21 protein-coding genes, 1 tRNA gene and 2 pseudogenes are annotated in these 21771 nt (G+C 68.2%); 9 read left to right on the top strand and 15 right to left on the bottom strand.

Annotation, left to right across the window (positions count from 1 at the left end):
• Positions 1–216: 216 nt before the first annotated feature.
• Positions 217–1344, bottom strand: coding sequence for an Acg family FMN-binding oxidoreductase (locus tag IEY60_RS12115; protein WP_229739777.1), 1128 nt, complete (start codon positions 1342–1344; stop codon positions 217–219).
• Here IEY60_RS12115 and IEY60_RS35665 point away from each other — a divergent pair.
• Positions 1298–1645: a hypothetical protein gene (locus IEY60_RS35665; protein ID WP_229739780.1), complete on the top strand. Its 348-nt coding sequence runs from the start codon at positions 1298–1300 to the stop codon at positions 1643–1645. The genes IEY60_RS12115 and IEY60_RS35665 overlap by 47 nt on opposite strands.
• Before the next feature lie 105 nt (positions 1646–1750).
• On the opposite strand, the pseudogene IEY60_RS35660 reads toward IEY60_RS35665, so the two are convergent.
• Both IEY60_RS35660 and IEY60_RS35655 read right to left on the bottom strand, forming a co-directional pair.
• Positions 1751–1963 (bottom strand): annotated as a pseudogene (locus IEY60_RS35660) (erythromycin esterase family protein); the annotation flags it as partial.
• A gap of 127 nt (positions 1964–2090) precedes the next feature.
• Complete coding sequence (locus IEY60_RS35655) at positions 2091–2291, bottom strand: hypothetical protein (protein ID WP_229739723.1); 201 nt, start codon at positions 2289–2291, stop codon at positions 2091–2093.
• Between the two features lie 196 nt (positions 2292–2487).
• On the opposite strand from IEY60_RS35655, the gene IEY60_RS12100 reads away from it, so the two are divergent.
• From IEY60_RS12100 to IEY60_RS12085, 4 genes are all read left to right on the top strand, one after another.
• The gene (locus IEY60_RS12100; RefSeq protein WP_189027076.1) at positions 2488–3897 is read left to right on the top strand and encodes a wax ester/triacylglycerol synthase family O-acyltransferase; all 1410 of its coding nucleotides are present in this window, start codon (positions 2488–2490) and stop codon (positions 3895–3897) included.
• 96 nt (positions 3898–3993) lie between these two features.
• On the top strand, positions 3994–5010 hold the full coding sequence (locus IEY60_RS12095) for a 1-phosphofructokinase family hexose kinase (protein ID WP_308426098.1): 1017 nt from the start codon (positions 3994–3996) through the stop codon (positions 5008–5010).
• Between the two features lie 210 nt (positions 5011–5220).
• Positions 5221–5754, top strand: a complete 534-nt coding sequence (locus IEY60_RS12090; protein ID WP_189027074.1) for a DUF2267 domain-containing protein — start codon at positions 5221–5223, stop codon at positions 5752–5754.
• Positions 5755–5780: 26 nt separating this feature from the next.
• Positions 5781–7169: a wax ester/triacylglycerol synthase domain-containing protein gene (locus IEY60_RS12085; RefSeq protein WP_189027071.1), complete on the top strand. Its 1389-nt coding sequence runs from the start codon at positions 5781–5783 to the stop codon at positions 7167–7169.
• 268 nt (positions 7170–7437) lie between these two features.
• Here the strand turns inward: IEY60_RS12085 and IEY60_RS12080 are convergent, their stop codons facing one another.
• From IEY60_RS12080 to IEY60_RS12065, 4 genes and pseudogenes are all read right to left on the bottom strand, one after another.
• Complete coding sequence (locus tag IEY60_RS12080) at positions 7438–7893, bottom strand: Hsp20/alpha crystallin family protein (protein WP_308426097.1); 456 nt, start codon at positions 7891–7893, stop codon at positions 7438–7440.
• A gap of 178 nt (positions 7894–8071) precedes the next feature.
• Positions 8072–10351, bottom strand: coding sequence for a heavy metal translocating P-type ATPase (locus IEY60_RS12075; RefSeq protein WP_189027069.1), 2280 nt, complete (start codon positions 10349–10351; stop codon positions 8072–8074).
• Positions 10348–10536: a hypothetical protein gene (locus IEY60_RS12070; protein ID WP_189027067.1), complete on the bottom strand. Its 189-nt coding sequence runs from the start codon at positions 10534–10536 to the stop codon at positions 10348–10350. Before IEY60_RS12070 ends, IEY60_RS12075 begins: the two co-directional genes overlap by 4 nt.
• Before the next feature lie 72 nt (positions 10537–10608).
• Positions 10609–11699: pseudogene (locus IEY60_RS12065) on the bottom strand (phosphoribosyltransferase family protein).
• A 345-nt stretch (positions 11700–12044) separates the two neighbouring features.
• Here IEY60_RS12065 and IEY60_RS12060 point away from each other — a divergent pair.
• Positions 12045–13052 (top strand): AraC family transcriptional regulator, encoded by a 1008-nt coding sequence (locus tag IEY60_RS12060; protein WP_189027065.1) that lies wholly within the window; start codon positions 12045–12047, stop codon positions 13050–13052.
• Here the strand turns inward: IEY60_RS12060 and IEY60_RS12055 are convergent.
• Complete coding sequence (locus IEY60_RS12055) at positions 13042–13233, bottom strand: hypothetical protein (protein ID WP_189027063.1); 192 nt, start codon at positions 13231–13233, stop codon at positions 13042–13044. The two genes, IEY60_RS12060 and IEY60_RS12055, sit on opposite strands and share 11 nt — an antisense overlap.
• 338 nt (positions 13234–13571) lie before the next feature.
• On the bottom strand, positions 13572–14222 hold the full coding sequence (locus IEY60_RS12050) for a TetR/AcrR family transcriptional regulator (RefSeq protein ID WP_189027061.1): 651 nt from the start codon (positions 14220–14222) through the stop codon (positions 13572–13574).
• A gap of 163 nt (positions 14223–14385) precedes the next feature.
• On the opposite strand from IEY60_RS12050, the gene IEY60_RS12045 reads away from it, so the two are divergent.
• The 3 genes from IEY60_RS12045 (at position 14386) to IEY60_RS12035 (ending at position 16342) form a co-directional block, all read left to right on the top strand.
• Positions 14386–14458, top strand: a tRNA-Glu gene (locus tag IEY60_RS12045).
• Positions 14459–14552: 94 nt separating this feature from the next.
• Positions 14553–15179, top strand: a complete 627-nt coding sequence (locus IEY60_RS12040) for a QsdR family transcriptional regulator (protein ID WP_229739721.1) — start codon at positions 14553–14555, stop codon at positions 15177–15179.
• A gap of 17 nt (positions 15180–15196) precedes the next feature.
• A complete protein-coding gene (locus IEY60_RS12035; RefSeq protein WP_189027059.1) occupies positions 15197–16342 on the top strand; it encodes an acyl-CoA dehydrogenase family protein in 1146 nt (381 codons plus the stop codon).
• Between the two features lie 54 nt (positions 16343–16396).
• Here IEY60_RS12035 and IEY60_RS12030 read toward each other — a convergent pair whose 3' ends face one another.
• From IEY60_RS12030 to IEY60_RS12005, 6 genes are read right to left on the bottom strand one after another with little or no spacing between them, the layout of a single operon-like run.
• Complete coding sequence (locus tag IEY60_RS12030) at positions 16397–17617, bottom strand: cytochrome P450 family protein (protein WP_189027057.1); 1221 nt, start codon at positions 17615–17617, stop codon at positions 16397–16399.
• Positions 17614–18873 (bottom strand): cytochrome P450, encoded by a 1260-nt coding sequence (locus IEY60_RS12025; protein ID WP_189027055.1) that lies wholly within the window; start codon positions 18871–18873, stop codon positions 17614–17616. Before IEY60_RS12025 ends, IEY60_RS12030 begins: the two co-directional genes overlap by 4 nt.
• On the bottom strand, positions 18873–19484 hold the full coding sequence (locus IEY60_RS12020) for a GTP-binding protein (protein ID WP_189027053.1): 612 nt from the start codon (positions 19482–19484) through the stop codon (positions 18873–18875). Before IEY60_RS12020 ends, IEY60_RS12025 begins: the two co-directional genes overlap by 1 nt.
• Positions 19465–19809: a DUF742 domain-containing protein gene (locus IEY60_RS12015; protein ID WP_189027050.1), complete on the bottom strand. Its 345-nt coding sequence runs from the start codon at positions 19807–19809 to the stop codon at positions 19465–19467. Before IEY60_RS12015 ends, IEY60_RS12020 begins: the two co-directional genes overlap by 20 nt.
• Positions 19806–20216, bottom strand: a complete 411-nt coding sequence (locus IEY60_RS12010; RefSeq protein WP_189027048.1) for a roadblock/LC7 domain-containing protein — start codon at positions 20214–20216, stop codon at positions 19806–19808. The genes IEY60_RS12015 and IEY60_RS12010 overlap by 4 nt, the downstream gene beginning before the upstream one ends.
• A complete protein-coding gene (locus IEY60_RS12005; protein WP_229739720.1) occupies positions 20213–21667 on the bottom strand; it encodes a sensor histidine kinase in 1455 nt (484 codons plus the stop codon). The genes IEY60_RS12010 and IEY60_RS12005 overlap by 4 nt, the downstream gene beginning before the upstream one ends.
• Positions 21668–21771 lie beyond the last annotated feature (104 nt).

Here is a 21771-nt window from a genome sequence, read left to right as displayed (position 1 = left end):
GAGCCTTCGGGACCTGTCGATCAGGCCTGGAAATAGCCGAACCGTCGACGGCGACGAGGATCGGCTGATCGGTAGGTCCGGTGCGTGCGGTCGAGCTGTCGGCCATCGTGTTCTCCTCGGTCCCAGGGTTCCGCCATTCGATGTCCGTACCGATCGGCCGGGTCAGTCGCCGCATCCGAGCACGACGGTGCGGGCTACTCCCCCGAGGCATTCCCGTCACGAACCCGAGGAATCCAGTGGACCCACCACCTCGTCGAGCGGGCGGCGCGGAGTGACCGGCACCGGCTCAGCACTCGGCACCGCCCATCCGACCCGGATGATGATCTGCGGGAACCCGGTGTCGTCGAGGATGTTGGTACGAATGCGCCTCCTGGTGTCGGTCAGTTCCATGGGCTCGGTCAGCGGGCACGTCGCCAGCCCCAGTCTCGTGGCGGTCAGCAGCACCGCGCTCGTGGCCTCGCCGGCCCGCAACCGCGACAACCGGTCGTCGCTGCTCGTGCTCAGCAGCAGCATCCGGTCATCGGCGTCGATATCGCGCACCACAGCCTGTGGCAATCCCGGATGCGGGAACCGACGCGCCGTCGGATCCGACCCGGTCACCACCGCATTGCGCGCCGGCACACCTTGCGGTGCCGCGTGCGTGCCGCTCCACTGGGCGAGTTCGGCACCGTAGGAGTCGTCGTGGGCGTGTTGCGATGCGGCCCGTTCGAATGCGCGCAGCAATTCGGTCCGCGCCGGTTCGGCATCGACGTCGCGCACGAGCACTCCGGTCGATGCGCCGGCGGCGATGACTGCCTCGAGATGCGCGGCGGGCACCTCCCAGGAGCTGAAACGGCGGCGGTCGGTGCTTCGCCTGCTGATGGCGCGCGCCAACTCGATATCCTCGGAGCTGCAAGTGGTTGGCCGGAATTCCACCGAGGCGAGATGCTCGGGCGTTGCCGGATTCGGCAGCCGATGGATCGTCGCCTCCCACCCCTCGGCACGGGCCGCGACTCGCAGATGGTCCAATGCCGCACCGCAACTCAGCAGCAGGTCGCGTCCATCCGGGTCCGTGTGTGGCAGCCTGCGGCTTTCGTCGGCGTACAGGTGCAGGGTCTCGTGCCCGACTCGCCACAGCCACGGCTGGGTGTTGTGCACCGATGGCGCCCGCGATGCCAAAGCCAACGCGGACCGAAGAGTCTCCTGATCAGGGTGTGTTCTCGTCATCGCTTGCCTCTCAGAGTAGGTGGCCTCGGAGACCAGGAAGCGCACCATCGCGGCGACCTCCTCCGGCTGGCCGAAGCGATCCAGCGGCTGGTTGGCGACGACGGATTCGTCCATCGCCGCGGTCATCGGCGTGCGGATCGGGCCGGGATGTATCGAACACCCGCGAATGTTCGCGCGTCCCAGCTCGCGGGCGGCGGAAGATCACCTTCGGGCCCAGCGATTCGGCCAGCGCGTTGCCCTGCGACTCGACCAGATCGCCGGCGACGACCGAGAGGCGCTCCTTCGCCAGGGCGGCTACGACAGCGGCGCCGATACCGCGCGCGCCGCCGGTGACGACGGCGCTTCTGCCCGTGAGTTCGGCCATGACGATCGAAACCTTTCGGCTGGCTGCGCCCGATTCCTTCTGATCCAGCATCGTGCGAGCGGACGCCATATGTGACGGCCGAAGGTCACCGAATATCGGGTCCTCTGGCCACGATCGACCGCGGGGACGGTCCGCGCCGAGCGTCTCCAGTAGGAGATCACACGCCTCATGGAGCGGGTGCATGCTGTATAGGTCGAGGCCGTAGAACCCGGTGAGCGGTCTACCCGCGCAGCACTGTCCGTCGTTGTGCCTACGCAGTCGGTAGGCGAATTCCCGCACCACCGTGTTGCGCCACATCCACCCTGGAAACCGAACAGCTGCCGCATCATCGGATTCACCACCTGCCGCGGCACGGTCACGGCGGCGAGCGAATGGGACGGCCCCGCCGAACACAAGCCGTCGACCCTTCGGACCCTGGTAGCCGTTGAGGTATCCGGCGTCACTCCGGAGACGTATCCCACAGGACTTCGACCTCGGGACGGTGACCCGGCCCCGCGATTGCGGATGCGGTTCGAGCGCCCTACGTCGTGGCGGCCGCGGCCCCCGAGCGGTCTTCGACCTTTCCCGCCGAACGGCGCGCGGCGGCCCGCGCGCATGACCGGTTCGAGCAGCGGGCGGCGCTGTCGAGGTAGGGCGCAGCCTTGGTAGCGAGGGTTGTCTGCACGCTCACCTGATTGAGCAGGTAGGTCTCGACCAGTTCCTGGGCGATCGGAGCTGTCACCTCGAGAATAGGTTCACCCGCGAAGAACGGCGTTGCAGAAGCGAAGCGCGGATCGGCTGTGTGGGCCGAACGTCACTCGTGCCGGTGACCTTGGCATCTCACTCGCACAGGGCGGTTCGCGCGACGATTCTTTCTGTAGCAGTGGCATTACCAGCTATAGGCAGCGGCTTGCAGCCGTTGCCGGGACAGGTTCGCGATGACGGAATTGGGCCCGCTGGACACGGGCTTCATGGAAATGGAAGACACCGACCGCCGGGTCAGCCTCGGTATCGGAACCGTGGCGATCGTCGAGGGACCGCCTCCGGCCAGAGATGAGCTGCGAGGCTGGCTGGATCGTGGGCTGGAGCGGCACTCCCGGCTGCGGCAGCGGGTCCGGCGCACGCGGCTGGACCTGAAAGCTCCGGTGTGGGAAGACGACCCGAATTTCGATCTGGCCCATCACGTTCGGTGGACCGCGTTACCGGCCCCGGGCGGTGAGAGGGAACTGAAGGAGCTCATCGCGACCGAGTTGACCGAGCGGCTGGATCGTGATCACCCACTATGGGAGGTGGTGGTCGTCGACCAGTTCACCGAGGACCGCTGGGTGCTGGTGTTGAAGGCTCATCACACCATGGTCGACGGCATCTCCGAGATCACGCTGTTCGAGAGCTTCTGCGACCCCGCCGCGATCGAAGCAGGCGGACGCCGTAGGCCGGACAGGAGACGTTCACGCACCGGATTTCTGCAACTGGCGAGGAAAGCGATTCAGGCACCCGTGAGCATCCCGCGTTTCGCTCTGGGAACAGTGCGCACGCTGGCGCCGGTGTTGTTCGCGGCGATCGCGCCGACGAGCGAGTCCTCGCTCAACGGCCCCATCGGGCGCCAGCGTCGCTACGCGGTGGCGCGGACCATCCTGCCGGAAGTACGAGAAATTGCCGCGACGTTCGATGTCACGGTCAACGGTGTGGCCGTCGCGGCGATCGCCGCCGCCTACCGTCGATTGCTGCTCAGCCGCGGCGAACAGCCGATCCCCACCGAACTGCGCGTCATGGTGCCGGTTTCCACCCGAACGACGGAGGCGAAACAGGTACTCGACAACCGTGTCTCCGCGGTCATCGCTCATCTGCCGATCGAGGTCGATCATCCCGTGGAGCGCCTGATCGCCGTCCACGAGCAGATCCGTAGGCACCGATCGCGAGGTGAGACCGACGCCGAGAAGTCGCTGCTATCGCTGTCCCGGCGGCTGCCGTTCGGGCTGGTGGCGGAGGTGTTCCGCCTGGCGGTGTCGTTCCCCCAGCGCGGCGTGGTAGCTCTGGCGACCAATATCCCTGGCCCACGGCACCGCCTGACGCTCGGCGGGCGAAAGGTCATCGAGTTGTGGCCGTGCATTCCGATCGCTATGCGGGTACGCACGACGATCGCGATTCTCAGCTATCTCGACCAGTTGACCTTCGGCGTCACCGGCGACTACGACACGACCCCTGACATCGAGACGATCTCGTCGGGCATCACGACCGAGATCGCGGTGCTGCTGGCCCACGCCCGCGACCGGCAGGCATCACAACGATCGCAGTTTGCTGTCGTCCGTGCCATCGGTTCCGCCCGGTCGCGACACACGACGGCTTGAAGGCATCTGCCATGTCCACCGCGCGAGTACAGGTCCACGAGACGCACACCGGGCTCGGCGAAGCCGCCGCGGCCGAGGCTCCGCGGTCGACCGGCCGTGTTCCCATCCGCATTCGAATCGAAGGGACCAGCCGTGTCTGCCGCTGAACAGCCTCGAATTCTCACTGTCACTCTCAATCCGACCGTCGATCTCACATTCGACGTCCGGCGGTTGATCAGCGGGGGCAAGAACCGCGCACAACTGAGCTCGGTGCAGGGCGGTGGCGGCGGGATCAACGTGGCACGATGCCTCGCCCGGCTCGGAGTTCCGACGGTGGCGCTGCACACCTCGGGGCGCGAGGTCGGCCGCAGACTGAGCCGGTTGCTCGACGAGGAGGGCTTGCTCCACCGCGGCATCGACATCGGGGCCGAAACCCGGGAAGCCGTTGTGATCGGCGAGGAATGGTCTGGGCACAGTTACCACGTGGTGCCGCCGGGACCCCGCCTCTCCGAGGCCGAAGAAGCGCGATGTATGGAGGCGATCGTGTCCGCGGCCCGCGACTTTCCCTATCTTGTACTGACCGGCGGCGCCACCCCGGGGCTACGCGATGACTTCTCCGCTGACATCCTTCGCTCGGCCAACGCCGACGGGATCACGACCGTACTCGATATCGCCGGAGCACAGTTGCGAAAAGCGTTGCAGGAAAAGGCTTTCCTGATTCGCCTCGATCGAAAAGAGGCGGGCGCGCTGATTGGTCGAGCGATCGAGAGCTTCTCCGACGCCCGCGCCGCCAACCAATGTGTCCTCGAGACGGGAGCGACCGACAACGTGGTCACCACCGTCGGTGCGCTCGGAGCGGTGTATTCCGATCGGGAGTTCGACCACGAGATATCCGCACCGCCGTTGTCGAACCCCGCACGAAGCGACGCGTGCGCCGGCGACAGTCTGGTCGCGGCGCTGACCTCCCGATTGGCAGCCGGCGACTCATGTCTGCGCGCCTGCGAGTACGGTGTCGCCGCAGCGGCAGCCACCGTCATGCTGCCCGGAACCCGGGTATTCGAGCAGGACATCGTCGACGAGCTCAGGACTGCGGTTCATACCCGGCGGAGCCTGCGGTCTCGACCGACGAAATGACGCCGTGCGACGGCGAAGGACATCCGGTCGGCATTGTGGTCTGAAGAAGAGACTCGCTCGCCGGGTCGTCTCCGGCGCGCCGGTGTGTCGCTTCGGACGGGACCATCGACCCATCGTCCGGAAACCTTGGGCCCTTGGGATCGAGGGGGCATCGGGGCAGGCTTAACGGTACCGGCGACACACCGGGTGAAACGTCGGGAGGAGGCCTCCATGCCACACGATCTGTTCGCCGCTGCCGTACATGGCGCGCACGAGTGGCTGCGCGCCGTTGCCGTCGGTCTCGAGACCGACGGCCTGGCCATCGCCCACCGCGCGCTGCGGGCGTGGTCGCACGTCGTCCGTGACCGAATCGGCATGGCCAACTCCGCTCATCTCGCCGCGCGGCTCCCCGAATTGCCTCGCGGTGTCTACTACGAGGGATGGGTACCCAGCCACGTACCCGTGCACCGTGGTCTCGGCGAGTTCGTCGAGCAGTTCGCCAGGGCAGCGGGAATCCGCAAGGACGAGGTCGGCCGAGTCGCGGGGGCGATCACGGCGATGCCGTCCGACCGATTCTCCCCCGGCCAGCTGAACCGCGTGTTCGCGGTGCTGCCGGCGCACCTGTCCGGCATCCTCTGCGGCGGGGGCATGGACGCGAGCCTGCCGATCGACACCGGCGACGCGAATCGCATGGGTTCGGCCGCACAAGAGGCGCATCGGATGCTGCTGGCCGAGGGCTTGGTCCCCGGTGTGCGGCAGCACTGAGAGACACGACTGTTCCGGAGACGACGATGACGGGAGCCAGCGAGTCTCACCTCTCCCAAACCGACCTGCTCACTTGGCGGCTGCAGGAGAACCCGATCCTGCGGCCCACCATCGTTGCCGTGCTGAAGCTCGACAGCGAACCGGAATGGGAACGCCTGGTCGACACCATCGATCGCGGCACTCACGCGGTGGCCGAATTCCGCAGTCTGCTGGTCGGGGCGCCGTTCGGTCTCGCGCCCCCGCGCTGGGTTCGCGACCCGGAGTTCGAGCTGTCCTGGCACCTGCGGCGCGGCGCCACAGCACATCCATCGGACCTGCACGCGGTCTTGGAATTCGCGGCTGTGGAAGCGATGACAGCGTTCGATCTCGGTCGGCCGCTCTGGCGAGCGACACTGCTGAAGGGTGTGGACGGTAACGGGTCCGCGCTGGTGCTGACGGTGCATCACAGCCTCACCGACGGCGTCAGCGGTGTCCGGATTCTCACCGAGATGTGCGCCCGCGATCGCACAGGAACCGATTTCGGCCGCCCTTCCGACTCCTCGTCGAAGACCGCCGACCGGTCCAGCGGCGCGACACCATGGTTGCGGATCAGTAGATCGCTGCGCGCCGTGTTCCGTGGTCTGTTCCACCCCGTTCGGTCGGCACGCGATGGCGCCGCGCTGGCAGCCTCGCTGGCTCGCCTGATCCGGCCGGTCACTACGACGCTGTCACCGGTGATGACCGAGCGCAGCACCGGTCGCAGGCTGTCGGTCTTCGACATTCCCGCCGAACCACTGCACCGCGTGGCGAGCGCCGCGCACTGCACGATGAACGACGCGTTCCTGACCGCCGTGCTCCTCGGGCTGCGCAGCTACCACGACCGCCACGACGCACCGCTGCAACGGCTGCGGGTGACCATGCCGATCAGTCTTCGCGCCCCGGCCGATCGGCTCGGCGGCAATCGAATCAGTCTGTCTCGCTTCGTGGTGCCGGTCGACATCACCGATCCGGCCGAGCTGATGCGCGCCGTCGACACCGCGGTCGACGCCCAACGCCACGAACGCGCCGTTCCGCTGTCGGGCGCCGTCGCGGCCGTCCTCAACCGTGTACCGATCCGATTGATCGCCGATATGCTGGAGCACGTCGACTTCGTCGCCTCGAACGTGCCGGGGTCCCCGGTGCCGCTGTACCTCGCCGGTGCGCGGATCGATCGGGTATACGCCTTCAGCCCTACCCTCGGCACCTCGTTCAACATCACGCTGACCACCCACGCCGGACGCTGCTGTGTCGGCATCAACGCGGACACCGCCGCCGTCACCGATCTCGCGAGCCTGACCGACTGCCTCGCCGCGGGCTTCGACACCGTGCTTCGGCTCGGCGTCGAAACACCGAAGAATCCCTACCGAGAATCCGGCGGGGTCCACGACACGCGATAACCCACACCGAGCCGCTGCCGGCGCGGTCCACGGGACCGGTGCGAAGCATGCGCAGGGCGGAGTCCCGATCGACCGTCCAGTAGTCATCGCTTCGGGGGCATTCGGGTTCCGGCGGATCCGGTTGCGTGATCGGTCGACCGGTAAAGGTCTGCCCACCACTGCGGTTCGGCTGCCCGGTGGCTACCGGCCAGCCGAACCGAGGTTCGGGCTCCGGGAGAACGGGTACGGTCGCAACAGCGGGTCTGTGCCGGTCTCGTTTCCAGAGCGGTCAGTTGTGTCCGTTGCCGGTCGTGGTCTTCTTGATCGCGATGTGCTTCTCCGGTGTCTCCGACTCGGACATCGGCACGGTCACCGTCAAGATGCCGTCGGTGTAGGTGGCGTCGATGTCGTCTTCCTTCGCGCCGACCGGAAGGGGAAGCGACCGGTAGAGACTTCCGTAGTGGAATTCCGAGCGCGTGCCCTCCTTCCTCCGCTCGGTGCGCTCGGCTTTGATCGTCAATTGTCCTTCCCGGACACTGATATCGACGTCCTTGGCCGGGTCCACCCCCGGCAACTCGGCCCGCAACGTGTACCGGTCCTTCTCGAGATGTTCCTCGACTCGAATCATGTGACCCTCGAGCGACGACCACGGCGGCCTCGATTCCAGCCGTGCCATCAGGTCCGACCAATCGGGCATGGCAGGCCAGGTCGGCAGTAACGCCTGGCGGGGAGAACGGATGCTCATAATGTGACTCCAACGCAGAGTGCGAATTGATGACACTTCGATTCCACGCGGCGGCCGCGTCGACCAGTAGGGCCGACGGTCCTTCCTTCGAGGACTCCGGTCCCTGGTCCGCCTTCGAATACACCACCTGCGAACCAGCGCCGTTCGGCCGCTGCCCCGACAGGCTCTTCGTGCCGCGTCAGGTACGCGCCAGGGTGAACAACGCTTCGTCCTCTTGGGCGAAGTGCAGGCTGAGGATCGCGTCGAGTCCATAGAGGGTGGCGCGCAGGTCATCGATCTGGTCGGTGCGGATGCCTTGCCCGGCGTCGTCGAGATGGCGGCGGATGCGGTCGGCGAGCCGGTCGATCTCGATGTGCTCGCGGCTCATCGTCACCATTGCCTCCGGATCGCGCAGATAGTCGGCCAGGGCCGGATACAGCTGCGACTCCTCGGCGTGTTCGTGCGGCAGTATGTGCTCGACGAGCAGATCGAACGCACGGCGGACCGCGGCATCCGCGCTCGGGCCTGGACCGCGGGACAGCGCGTCTGCCGCCTGCCGGACCGAGTCACGCGCGCTCTGCAACTGTTCGTGCTCCCGTGCGAACCGAGCGACCAGAGGATCGATGGCCTCGGTGCGGCGCTCGCGATGAGTTCGCAACGCCCGCAACGCGTTCAGGATCACCGCGACGTCGATGCCCTCCTGTACCAGGGCACCTGCGGCGGGGACGAGCAGTCCGAAGGCGGCAGCGACCATCGCCGCCAGCGACAGCGCCATGCCCGCGATCGCGCTCTGCACGGCGAGCCGATGCGACCGCTGTGCGACCTCGATCGCGTCGGCGAGCCGTTCGATGCGGTCGTCCACGATCACCGCGTCGGCGGCCTGCACTGCGGCCGTCGATCCGCGCGAGCCGAGAGCGACACCCACATCCGCCGCAGCGAGCGCCGGGGCGTCGTTCACACCATCGCCGACCATGACGGTCACACCGTCATGTCGTTCCGCGCGAATGGCCGAGATCTTGTCGGCCGGGTCGGCGTCCGCGACGACTTCGGTGAGTCCCAGCAGCTGCGCCACCTCCGCGGCGTTGTCGACCCGATCGCCGGTGAGCAGGAGCAGCCGACGCAGACCCGCGGATCGCAGCCGGCGCATGGTGCGGGCGGCGTCAGCGCGGACGCGGTCACGCACCAGCAGAGCCGCCACAGGAACATCTTCGACGCAAACCCAGACGAGGGCCGCCAGATCCAGCCGGGCCCGCCGCTGGGCGGCTTGTGCCCACGGCGCGAGTTCGGCATGGGAAGGCAGCCGCCCGACACGCACCGTGTGGCCGTTCACGATCCCCGTCGCACCCTGGCCGGGTTGCTCCCCAACCTCTTCTGCGGCATCGGGCTCCAGTCCACGGGCCGCGGCCGCGGCGGTGACGGCGTGGGCGAGCACATGCGGTGAGAACCGCTCCACCGCGGCGGCCTGCTGCAGCACGCGGTCGGTGTCGGTGCCGGGTGCCGCGACGACGTCGATCACCGCCGGTCGGCCAACGGTGACGGTGCCGGTCTTGTCCATCGCCAGACACCTGGCGCGTCCCAGCGTTTCCAGAGCGGCACCGTCCTTCACGACCACGCCTGCTCGTGCCGCCCGCGACATTCCGGCAGTGATCGCGACCGGAACCGCCAGCAGCAGCGGACAGGGCGTCGCCGTGACCACCACCGCGACCGCGCGCACAGGATCTCCCGTCAGTATCCAGGCCGCACCGGCGATCAGAAGCGCGAGAGGCAGGAACCATACCGCGACTCGGTCGGCCAGCCGCGCTGTCGGCGACGCCATGGCGGCCGCCTGTCGTGCCAGGGTGACGATTCCGGCATAGGTACTGGCATCGGCCGCCGCTGAAGCCCGGATGTCCACGGCCGTCCCAGCGTTCACCACACCGCTGCGCACCTCGGTGCTGGCCCGGCGTACCACCGGTATCGATTCCCCCGTCAGTGCCGATTCGTCGAAGACTCCCGCCGTGGCGAGCACACCATCGACGGGTACCGTCTCACCAGGCAGCACGACCACAACGTCGTCCGGTGAAATCGCGGCGGCCGCGACGGATTCGATTTCACCCGCACGCCGCCGATGGGTCCACAGCGGCGCCCGCTCCAGTAACGCGGAGAGATCCCGCCCGGCCCGCTGCCCGGCGTACGCCTCCAATACCCGGCCGGTAGCGACCATCAACGCGATCAGCGCACCCGCGAAATACTCGCCGACCGCGGCGGCGCCCACCAGCGCGATGAGCGCCAGCAGATCGGCGCCGTAGCGTCCGCGTCGAAGATCCCGGAGAACCCACACCACCGCCGGAATGAGCGCGGCCACGGTCGCGGCCAGCCACAGCGTGCCGGCGACAGACTCGTTGAACGGACGCACCACCAGCCCTATCGCGCCCAATCCGCCGATCACGGCAGCGAGGACCGCTTCACGAAATACGCGCGGTGTGGTCTCTGTCTTCATGGAATGCCGACCGAACTTGTGGTGACATACGATTCCGCGACCTGGCCGAACACGATCAGCGCACCTGAATCACGCGCGCACCGGACCCGGACCAGCACGTCCTCGGCACGCTGGTCTGTCGAATCGAGGGCCTGTTCCGCGATGCGCCGCCGTTCGGGCGCGGAGAGATTCGAAGTCTTGGCCATGACATCACTATTGCTCGGCTTCACCGGTCTCGACAGGGGCCGAAATCACCCACTCCCGTGACGAACGGCCCATCACGGCAATCCATGGCCGCCCGGGATGTCGTCGGCGGGCCCGGGCGCCAGCTGATCGACCAGCCAGTCGCGGGCCAGTTCGGCGACTTTCTCCAACGTTCCTGGCTCGGAGAACAGGTGGGTGGCGCCGGGCACCACCGTCAGCACGGTCTCGCACGACATCGCCTCCGCGGCGAGACGGTTCAGTTCCAGGACGGCGACGTCGTCACCACCGACGATCAGCAGGGTTGGTGCGCGCACCGCCGCGAGAGCCGGCCCGGTGCGACCCGGCCGCCTGCCACGCGACACGACCGCGGCGATCTCGAGCCCGGGATCGGCCGCCGCACGAAGCGCAGCGGCAGCACCCGTGCTGGCACCGAAGTATCCGATCCGCAGGCCGGTCACGTCGTCTTGGCGAGTCAGCCAGCCGGTGACGTCGGCGGATCGTCCCCGGCGTTCGGCTGTGGCTCGCTGGCGACTTCGGCGGCCCGGCGCAGCAATTCGGCGACCTCGGCGTCGGAGACCTGGCCGAAACGGCGATACCAGCAGCCGACCGCGCTGAACCAGGTGGGAAGCTCCAGGCAGACCACCTCGTCGGCTACGTCTCGCAGCATCGCCAGCGTGTCCCGCGGCGCTACCGGAACCGCGAGCACGACGCGCTGAGCGCCGCGCGCACGCGCGACCTGGCAGGCGGCACGAGCGGTCGCGCCGGTCGCGATTCCATCGTCGACGACGACCGCGGTGCGGCCGGACAGCGTGACACGCGGGTATGTGCGCCGCAGCCGCTCGGCTCGCCGCGCGAGTTCCTCTCGTTCGCGGCGTTCCACGCTCGCCATGTCCGCGCCGGCGAGTCCGGTGTACGCGACGACGACATCGTTGATCACCCGGGCGTCGTCCTCGCCGATCGCGCCGAACGCCAGCTCCGGCTGATAGGGGACGCCGAGTTTGCGCACGACGATCACATCCAGCGGCGCGTCCAGCGCCTGGGCGATCTCATAGGCCACGGGAACACCGCCGCGCGGCAGGCCCACCACGATGAGATCCTCGTCTCGCAGATGTACCAGCCGTTCCGCCAGCTGACGTCCGGCGTCACGACGATCGTCGAACAACATCGCGAACCTCCTCACGAACCAGCGTCTACTTCGGCGGGCCGTGCGGGGAGGTCCGATCGTCGCCGAGTGGAGAGGCCGTTGGTCCCCGAAAACCCGAGACGAGATGCCGAAGGTCCCGCGCACAGCGTCGGTTCGGCCCCGGATGGCGCGATCCGGAGGTGACTACCGTCGAAATCATCACTCGGGGACCACCCGGGCAGGTCAACCTCCGGCTGACGTCGGCGCGAGAATCAGCCTCGCGCTTTCGCCGCGATTCGGTCTGCGCAATGATGGACCCGCATTCGAACAATGCGTAGCGTCGCCGCTACCGGTCCGCGGATCGGCATGCCGCCACGAGGAGACGTCATGGCTACCGACCAGAGTTTGCTGCACCGTTTCGTCATCTCCCAGCTCGATGCTGCCGGGCTGGATCGCGCACAGCTGATTCGGGACGCAGGAGTCCCGGATTGGTCGATGACCGGTGACGACGTGCACCTGCCCAGCGCGACGTTCTCCCGGCTGTGGGAGATCGGCGAATATCGCCTCGGCCCGGACGTCGCCCTGCAGGTCGCCCGTCGCTACGAGCTGTCCAGCCTGGGCCTGTACGACTATCTGTTCGCCTCGGCGCCGACGCTGGGTGACGGGCTGGCCACCTGCGGGCCCCACATCACCGCGGTCACCACCAATCACCGGTTCGACCTGGTCGCCGAGAACGAGAACGAGTCCACCCTCTACCTCGAGATGCTCGATGGCGATGGCCGGGGACGGGATCACACCCAACTGTGGGGACTGGCGGCCGTCCTGAGCCGCGCCCGCAGGGTCGTCGACGGTCCGTTGAACCCCGTGCGCGTCTCGCTGCGCCAGGCCGCCCCCACGCACCTCGACGGCTTCCGTGCCGTATTCGGTTCCGCCACGGTGGAATTCGATGCTCCCACCGATTCGATCACCTTCCGCGCCGCGGACCTGGATCTGCCCCTGACCACCGCCGATCCGGTACTGGCCGCAGTCCTTCTGCCGCTGGCCGCCGCGCTGCCACCCCCGCCGACCCTCGCCTCGGCCTGGCCCGAACGAGTGGCCGCCGCGGTGGACAAGGCCATCGAAGCCGGAGAGGTCTCCCTGAACAGTGTCGCCCGGATCCTCCGCATCAGCCCGCGGACCCTGCAGCGGCGGCTCACCGAGGCGGGCACGACCTGGCGGGCCGAACTGGATCGGGCTCGCAGCGCCCGGTTGACGCGAGCGGTGTCCGCGGGGTCGCTCCCGCTCACCGGCACCAGGCAGGCCGAACTCCTCGGCTACTCCGATGCGGGCTCGGCGCGCCGGGCGGCCCGGCGCTGGTCGGCGGGTTCCCATCCGGCACGCAGACTCACGTTCTGAGATAGGTCGAGGCGATCCGCCAGAAGGTTTCTCGCTCCATCAGGTGGAAGTCCCACCCCTCGGCGATGTCCCGGAACGCAGCGACGATCCCGGCGACGTCGAAGTCGTCCCGCGTTGCGGTTCCCTTCGCCTCCAGCGCGGAAATCACATAGGCGGTGGCACTCTCTCTCGTTACCGACATCGCATGCTCCCCTCGTTCGCACACTGACTACACGAAACGTAAGTCTCGAATTCCATCGGTGGCCGCGACAAGGACAGAACACGCCAATCTCATGCCGAACGCGCCAACCTCATCACCCTCCCCTGCCCGCGCCTGCTCTATGCCGCTTCCGCGAGACGGGCAAGCGGGCTGAGATCGCCGTGCAGGGCGTTTCGGCGGTCGTGGTGGGCGGGGGGTGGACAGCCAGACCAGGCGGTCGAACCAGATCGGCATGGCGAGGAGGCGGTAGGTCTGCACGATGCGGGTGCCGGAGCCGGTGGGTTCGAGGGTGTAGCGCCATTCGGCCGTCTCGGACACGATCAGGGTCGGTGGTCATGAGCGCGCTCCTCGTCGAGGTCGAGCAGCCGTATCACCATGGCGGCCGCCCAGTCCTGATACTGCTCGTGTGTCCATCCGGATCGGTCGGTCAGCAACAGGTACATCTCGTTGCTGAAGATGCCCTGGATCCCATCCGCTTCGATCTCGGTCAGCGGCCTTCCCGCGGCCGCCGAGACCAGCGCAGTCCGTGAGATCCGTTCGTCCGCACGGCATTTCGTGTCGAGCTCGCGCAGCTCGGCATGGCCTTCGGCCGCGATGTCGAGTGCGCGGCGCAGATGCGCGGTGCGCCGGTAGATCGATGCCGCCACCGCGGCGAGTTCGGCGGCGCGTTCGGAGAGCGGCCTGCCGCTCTCGATGTCGAACCAGGGCCGGTCGGCCGGCGACAGCACCGCGTCGTCGCCGACGACCGCCCGGTCGAGGACCGCTTTCAGCAAGGCCGCCTTGTTGCCGATCCTCGAGTAGATCGTCTCCACCGAGCACCCCGCCGCCTGCGCGATGTCACGCATCGACGTGCCGTCCCAGCCGCGTTCGACGAAGAACCGGCCCGCCACCTCGAACACCGCCTGGCGGGTTCGCGCCGCCATGTCCTGGCGTAGCGAGGAGTCGTATCGACGGGAAACCGAAGCACTCACCCCTCCATCATGGAACGCACCTGTATTGAATACAAGCATGTTTGCCATCGCTAAACATGCTCGGCCCACCCGGGAAAAAGGCGGTCACCAGCCGTTTTGGTCGATTGCCCGGTCGTCGGCTATCGTATGTTCCGCGCGGTTCACGCAGGTGAGCTGTTGTTCTGGCCCCGTCGTCTAGCGGCCTAGGACGCCGCCCTCTCAAGGCGGTAGCGCGGGTTCAAATCCCGTCGGGGCTACAACGAACTCCCCGGTCATTGCGACCGGGGAGTTTTTTTTGTGCCCCCGGTGCGACATATTGACAGATGTTGCATCCCCCATACACTGAGGGAGATGTTGCACCGGGGAGGTGACGTGACCGAGCAGACAACACTGGGGCAGCGCCTGGCCGACATTGCCGCCCGCCCCGACGTGATCACCGCGTTCAAGGCAGCGCGATCCGGGTTCCTGGCGGGCCGCAGGCTGGAGATGAAGGAACTCGCCGACGAGCTCGGCGTCAACCGGGCCACCCTGTTCCGCTGGGTCGGCGGCCGCGACGAGCTGCTGTCCGAGGTGATCTGGTCGGTGGCCGAACCGACCCTGCGCCGCGCCGTCGCGGCCGCGCCAGGACACGGTGCGCGCCGGATCGCCACGGTCCTGGGCGATTTCGCCCAGGCCGTCAACACCTCCGACGCCTTCCGCCAATTCCTGCGCCGCGAACCCGAACGCGCGCTGCGCCTGCTCACCACCAGGGCCGGCTCGATGCAGCGGCGCTTCGTCGCGTTCATCGCCGACCTGCTCACCGAGGAGATCTCGGCGGGCACACTCGATCCGCCGCTGCCGGTGCCGGAACTGGCGCTGCTGCTGTCGCGGATCACCGAGACCTTCATCTACGCCGATGTCATCAGCGGTGAGGAACCCGACGCGGCCAAGGTCGTCCAGGCGTCGCTGGTTCTGCTGGGCGAACGGCCCGAACAGTAGAACACGAAAGGAAACCCATGCAGCGCACCATCTACACCGAGGACCACGAGGCCTTCCGCGCCTCGGTCGCCGAGTTCGTCAAGCGCTCGATCGAGCCCAATGCCGAACGCTTCACCGAAGAGCGCGCGATCGACCGCGAAACCTGGCTCGCCGCAGGCGAACTCGGCTACCTCGGCCTCGGTGTGCCGGAGGAGTTCGGCGGCAGCGACGCCGGCGACTACCGGTTCAACGCGGTGCTCGGCGAGGAACTCGCCAAAGCCGGTGCGGCCCTGGCCTCCTCGTTCGGCATCCACTACGACGTGTGCGCGCCGTACCTGGTGGAACTGACCACCGACGAGCAGAAGCAGCGCTGGCTACCCAAGTTCTGCACCGGCGAGATCATCACCGCCATCGGCATGACCGAGCCGTCGGGCGGCTCCGACCTGGCCGCGCTCAAGACCACCGCGGTCCGCGACGGCGACGACTGGATCATCAACGGCTCGAAGACGTTCATCACCAACGGTTTCAACGCCGACCTGGTGATCGTCGCCGCCCGCACCAGCCCGGAGAAGAAGGCCAAGGGCATCACGCTGTTCGCGGTGGAGAACGGCATGGAGGGCTTCACCCGCGGCCGCAAGCTCGACAAGGTCGGCCAGCCCGAATCCGACACCGCCGAGCTGTTCTTCGACAATGTCCGCGTCCCCGACGCCAACCGGATCGGCGAGGTCGACCGCGGCTTCATCGCGATGATGGAGCGGCTGCCGCAGGAGCGCATCGGCGCCGCGATCTCCAATATCGCCCACGCCGCGGCGATCCTGGACGAGACCCTCGCCTACGCCAAGGAGCGCAAGGCGTTCGGGCAGCAGATCGGCAGCTTCCAGTACAACAAGTTCCTCTTCGCCGAGCTGGTCACCAAAATCGAAGTGACGCAGGCGTTCGTCGATCAGGGTATCGCCGCGCACGCCGAGGGCAAGCTCTCCGCGGTCGATGCCGCGAAGGCCAAGTGGTGGTCGGCGCAGATCCAGAACGACGTGCTCGACGCGTGTGTGCAGCTGCATGGCGGCTACGGCTACATGCGCGAGTACCGGGTCGCGCGGGCCTGGATGGACGCCAGGGTCACCAAGATCTGGGCGGGCTCCAACGAGATCATGAAGGAGCTCATCGGCCGCGACCTCGGCCTGTAGCGACGTAGGAGCGTCGCGCCCGGCGAACGACCACCGGGCGCGACGCGACGCCGGTCAGTTCAGGATGATCGGCAACGCGGCCAGATCGTTCTGCGTGAGAACCGGCAGATTGCCGAGCTCACTGTCGGGCACGGCCAGCCGCAGATCGGGGAACCGGGCGAACAGCGCGGGCAGCGCGATCGCGGCTTCCAACCGGGACAGGGCGGCGCCGGGGCAGATGTGCGGGCCGTAGCCGAAGGCCAAGTGCCGGTTGGCGGTCGGACGCGTCACATCGAACTCGTCGGCGGTGTCGCCGTGCACGGCGGTGTCGCGGCCGATGGCGCGGTAGGACATCACCACGCCCTCGCCCTTGGCGATCACGGTGTCGCCGACGGTGATGTCCTCGGTGGCGAAGCGCATCAGCAGGTGCGATACCGGGCCGTCCCAGCGCAGCGACTCCTCGATGACCTGCTTCCAGTCCACGTCGCCCGCAAGGACTTTCGCCAGCTGCTCCGGTTCGCCGAGCAGCGCGCGCACGGTGTTGACGATCAGGCTGACGGTGGTCTCGTGCCCGGCGGCGACCAGGGCCTTGATATTGCCGATCGCCTCTTCCTCGGTGAGCGGCTCGCCGCCCTCGTCGGCCACGATGAACGCCGAGGTGAGATCGTCACCCGGGTTCGCGATCTTCTGCTTGACCTGATCGGTGAAGTACACGTCGAGCTCGCCGATCACGCGCAGTCGCTCGTCCTGCGGGGTCATCACCGAGAAGAACTTCTTGTACCACTCGAGCAGCTGCGGGTGATCCTCGCGCTCGACGCCCATCAGTTCGCCGACGACGCGCATCGGCAGCGGGTAGGCGAAGACCGACTTCAGGTCCACCGGCGCGCCGTCGGCGCCCGCGGCCGCGAGATCGTCGAGCAGTTCCACGGTGAGCCGCTCGATCACCGGGCGCATCTCCTCGAGCCGCCGCGGCGCCAGGGCCTGGGCGGTCTTGAGCCGCAGCCTGCGGTGCTCGGCGCCGTCGACGTTGAACATGGAGCGGTCGACATCGACCATGCCGATCAGCGGCCACTGGTTGGTCACCACGCCGTCGGTCCACAGCTTCCACGCGTGGATGTCCTTGACCAGTCGGCTGTCGGTGGTCAGCTGACGGGCGATCGCGTGATCGGTGACGGTCCAGGCGGGCACACCGAGCAGGTCGATCCGGGCGAGCGGACCTTCGGCGCGTAGTCGGGCGGTCTCTCCGTTGAGGTCACCGACCATGGGGTCGATGGCAAAGGGGCACTGGGAACTCACGACGAACCTCCGACGGGTCTAACTGGTGTGAAACGAACGGGCAGTGCGGTCATGCCCCGAAGGAAAGCCGAAGGTCGCCGGGTGAGTTGGTCGGCGGGGACAGCCAGGTCGACATCGGGGAGCCGGTCGAGCAGCACCTCGATCCCGGTCCTGGCGATGATCTCGGCGATCTGCTGCGCCGGGAAGGGGCAGCGGTATTCGCCGTAACTGAACGCGAAATGGGCGTTGTTGCCGGTCGGCACCGTGTCACCGTCGGTGAACGACTGGCGGATGTGCGGGTCGAGATTGGCTGCGGCCAAGCCGAGCAACAGCATGTCGCCGGCCCGGATGGTCTGGTCGGCCAGGCGGGTGTCACGCGCGGCCCACCGCCCCGCCAGGATCGAGGTCGGGCCCTCTTCCCAGAGCACCTCGTTCATGGCCTGGCCGACGCTGCGCCTGCCGCCGCCGAGGGCCGCGGAGAAGCGATCGTCGGTGAGCATCAGCCGCATGGAGCTGCCGAGCCAGTCGGCGGTGGTGAGATGACCCGCTGCGGTGATCGCCATCAGGTCGTTGGTGTATTCCTCGTCGGTGAACGGCTCGGGATCGGCCAGCATCAGCGACACCAGATCACCTGCGGGCCTTGCCTTCTTGGCCGCCAGCAGCCGGGCCATGTGCTCGCCGAAGCGCATATGCCCGGCTTGGGCGTCCGCGCCGCCGTCGGCGAGGGTCTTCATCGTCAACGCGAGATCGGCGGCGTCGGAGTCGGGCAGGCCGAGGATGCGGCCCAGCGCCAGCACCGGCAGCGGTTCGGCGAACTCGGCGATCAGGTCGGCGCTGCCGCGACCGCAGAAGTTGTCGACCAGTCGGTCCGCGAGTTCCTCACAGGCACGGCGCAATTCGTAGTGATCCACCGCGTCGAGGGCGGGTTCCACCATCGCGAGATGCCTGCGGTGCTCGGCGCCCGCGGTGAAGTAGATCGAGGGCATGGGCTGTCCGACCATCGGCAGCAACGGCCAATCCGGTGGCACCCGGCCCCACTGGTTCCACAGCGAGACATCGCGCGGGAACAGCAGCGGATCGCTGGTCACCTGATGCAGCTCGCGATAGCCGATGATCAGCCAGGCGGGGAAGCCGCCGGGCAGTTCGACCGCGACCACCGGACCGTGGTCGCGCCGCATCCGGCGGTAGACCTCGTGCGGTTCGATGTGGAACTCGGGACCGCTCAGCGGCACCGCGCCGGTGATCGGGCAGGCACCGGTGCCGGTGGGTGTGCTCATCAGACCGTCTCCCCTTGCGGAACAGCGGAATACAGGTGTTCGACCAGCGCGATCAGCACCTGTTTGCTCGATTCGCGCGAGCGCGCGTCACACATCAGCAGCGGCACCGCGGGGTCGAGGTCGAGCGCGTCGCGCACGTCCTGCGGTGCGTGCGAGTCACCGAAGTCGTTGCAGGCCACCACGAACGGGGTGCCCTGGTGTTCGAGCCGGTCGATCGCGTACCAGGAGTCGCTGATCCGGCGCTGGTCGATCAGCACGATCGCGCCGAGCGCACCGGTGAACAGCCGGTCCCACAGAAACCAGAACCGCTGCTGCCCCGGCGCGCCGAACAGATACAGCACGTGTTCGTCGTCGAGGGTGATGCGGCCGAAGTCGAAGGCGACGGTGGTGGTGGACTTGCCCGGCACGCCGGTGGCGTCGTCGATCCCGACGCCGACGTCGGTCATCGTCGCCTCGGTGTCCAGCGGCCGGATCTCGCTGACCGATTGCACCAATGTCGTTTTGCCGACACCGAATCCACCGATGACCACGATCTTCAATCCGTGCTTTGCCGTGCTGTGCAGCGGCGCCCGGGACCGCTCGGGCGCGATATCAGAGCTTGCGAAGTCCAACGAGCACCTTCTCGAGGGTGGAGGCATCCAGCGACATCGCCGCCGAGAGCGGCGGCCGAACGGTGATCTTGCCCGCGTGCAGCAGATCGGCGAGCAGGACCGTGGCGACCCCGACCGGCAGGCGCAGTTCCGCCGCGATCTCCACGACCGCGGTCGGCGCCCGGCACATGTCCAGGATCGCCACCTGCTCCGAGGTCATGCCCGCCGACGGCGCCGATTCGCTGACCACCAGAGTCACCAGGTCGAAATCCTCGGTGGCCGGGGCGCGCCCACCGGTCAGCGTGTAGAACCGGTCGGGATCGTCGTCGCGGCCGGCCCTGGTCAATTCGGCGCTCCGCGTCTCGGCTGGGCAGCCATATGCTCACCGAGCTGTTCGACCAGCTCGTGCATGGTGTGCCCGACCAGCCCCGCGTCGGCGTCCTCGGCCGCGACCACCGCTAAGTGCGCACCGCGCCCCGCCTCGACCACGAACAGGATGCCGCCGTAGAACTCGGTCATCGACTGGCGGACTCCGCCACGCCCGTCACCGAACTCGACGGAAGCCCCGTGCGACAGGCTCTGGAAGCCGGCGGCGATCGCGGCCAGCTGATCGGCGCGGTCAACATCGAGTTCCGGTGTGTGGCAGATCTTCAGGCCGTCGCCCGACAGCAGCAGTGCGTGCCGGGTACGTGGGGTGCGGGCGAGCAGCTTCTCGAGCAGCCAGCCGAGGTTCGCTGCGGCGGTGGTGGTCATCGGTCCTCCATGGGGTCGGGAGCAGTGGCGGCGCTGCCTGGTTGGTGGCCTGACTCGTGCGGCCCGCGGCCAGGCGCGGACCGCTGGAACGCGCCGAGAGCAGCCGGTTTCGTCGGTGCGGCGTCGGCGGACGGGGTGGTGGACAGGCCCTCGGGGTGGACTTTGGCCAGGGTGTCGCCCCTGCGCCGTTTGGGCAGTGCGGGTGAGGTGGACACCGCGGGTGGGACAGCGTCGGCGCCGGCCTGGCGGGCGTGCTGACCGATGGTCTCGGTCCAGCCGAGCTCGGTGGTCTCGGTGGTCCGTGCGTGCTGCGGGCGTGGCGTCGGGGTGTCGAACTGGCTCAGGGTGCCGAGCTGGGTGTCGGCGCGACGCGGCGTCGGTGCGGACAGCTGGGTGCCGCCGCGGGTGCGGCGTTCGGCGCGGGCGGTGAGTTCGCGCGGGACCACGACGACGACGGCGGTGCCGCCGATCGCCGACGGCCGGTACGACACGGTGAGGTCGTGTTTGCGCGCCAGGTTGCCGACCACCGCGAGGCCGAGCCGGGTGCCCGACAGCGAGGCCAGGTCGGCGCCCTTGCCCTTGTGGTCGCGGCCGCTGACGGCGGCTTCGGCACGGCGCAGGGCGGAGTCGCTCATCACGAGTCCGCTGTCCTCGATCGTGATCACCACGCCCGCAGGCACTTCCGCGGCGTAGACGTGCACCTCGGTGGTGGGTGGGGAGAAGTTGCAGGCGTTGTCGAGCAGTTCGGCGAGGGTGTGCATGACGCCTTCGGCGGCGTGCCCGGCGATGCCGACCTCGGCGACCGCCCGCAGCCGCACGCGCTGGTAGCCGGCGACCCGGCCCATCGCGCCGCGCAGGATCGATTCCATCGCAATCGGTTTCGCCCACCGGCGACCGGTGCGGGCGCCGCTGAGCACCGCGATGCTGTCGGCGAGCCTGCCCGTCTGCGCGGTGCGGTGGTCGATGTGGAGCAGGTCGGTGAGCACCCGCGGGTCCGCGTGCCGGTGTTCCATCTCGCGCAGTTCGGCCAGCATGCTGGTGGTCATGGCCTGGATGCGGCCCGCGGCGCCGGCGAAGGCGGCCAGCGCGGCCGCGCCACGGCGCCCGTTCTCCTGCGCTTCCCAGGCGTAGTGCGTGGCGTGTTCCTCGGCCTGCGCGATCCGCTGACTCGCCTCGGCGGCGGTCGCGGCGAGCTGCTGTTCAGCCCGCTGGACTGCGTCCTTCGCGGCGTTGGCCTTGGCCCGCTCCCGCAACGCGACGAACACTGCGGGACAGGCGATCAGCGCCACGGCTAGCGCGCCGGCGAGCACCGGGATGCCGACAACGGGCGGCGTGAAAAGCGCGGTCACGACGGCGATCGCCGCCACCGCCACTCCGGCGCCGAGTACCACGTAACCGGCAGGTCCCGCGGTCGCCGCGCGCCCGGTATTCTCCCCCGGCGATGCAGCCACCGGCTGCACCATCGGCCTGACTTCCGCAGTACTCACAGGCCCCCAACCACCAATCGTCAAACCAAACACGCAGCACAGCAGCCCGTTTCGATATCGGAGGCGAG

Origin of the sequence: Nocardia rhizosphaerihabitans (assembly GCF_014646295.1) — a bacterium.
GTDB lineage: Bacteria > Actinomycetota > Actinomycetes > Mycobacteriales > Mycobacteriaceae > Nocardia > Nocardia rhizosphaerihabitans.
This window is presented reverse-complemented; position numbering and strand designations above follow the sequence as displayed.

Excerpts from the sequence above, each read along its gene's own strand:
- IEY60_RS12090 (WP_189027074.1), top strand. The coding sequence starts at position 5,221 with ATGCCACACGATCTGTTCGCCGCTGCCGTACATGGCGCGCACGAGTGG.
- IEY60_RS12060 (WP_189027065.1), top strand. The coding sequence starts at position 12,045 with ATGGCTACCGACCAGAGTTTGCTGCACCGTTTCGTCATCTCCCAGCTC.
- IEY60_RS12025 (WP_189027055.1), bottom strand. The coding sequence starts at position 18,873 with ATGAGCACACCCACCGGCACCGGTGCCTGCCCGATCACCGGCGCGGTG.
- IEY60_RS12085 (WP_189027071.1), top strand. The coding sequence starts at position 5,781 with ATGACGGGAGCCAGCGAGTCTCACCTCTCCCAAACCGACCTGCTCACT.
- IEY60_RS12070 (WP_189027067.1), bottom strand. The coding sequence starts at position 10,536 with ATGGCCAAGACTTCGAATCTCTCCGCGCCCGAACGGCGGCGCATCGCG.
- IEY60_RS12100 (WP_189027076.1), top strand. The coding sequence starts at position 2,488 with ATGACGGAATTGGGCCCGCTGGACACGGGCTTCATGGAAATGGAAGAC.
- IEY60_RS12080 (WP_308426097.1), bottom strand. The coding sequence starts at position 7,893 with ATGAGCATCCGTTCTCCCCGCCAGGCGTTACTGCCGACCTGGCCTGCC.
- IEY60_RS12010 (WP_189027048.1), bottom strand. The coding sequence starts at position 20,216 with ATGACCACCACCGCCGCAGCGAACCTCGGCTGGCTGCTCGAGAAGCTG.
- IEY60_RS12075 (WP_189027069.1), bottom strand. The coding sequence starts at position 10,351 with ATGAAGACAGAGACCACACCGCGCGTATTTCGTGAAGCGGTCCTCGCT.
- IEY60_RS12035 (WP_189027059.1), top strand. The coding sequence starts at position 15,197 with ATGCAGCGCACCATCTACACCGAGGACCACGAGGCCTTCCGCGCCTCG.
- IEY60_RS12055 (WP_189027063.1), bottom strand. The coding sequence starts at position 13,233 with ATGTCGGTAACGAGAGAGAGTGCCACCGCCTATGTGATTTCCGCGCTG.
- IEY60_RS12040 (WP_229739721.1), top strand. The coding sequence starts at position 14,553 with ATGTTGCACCGGGGAGGTGACGTGACCGAGCAGACAACACTGGGGCAG.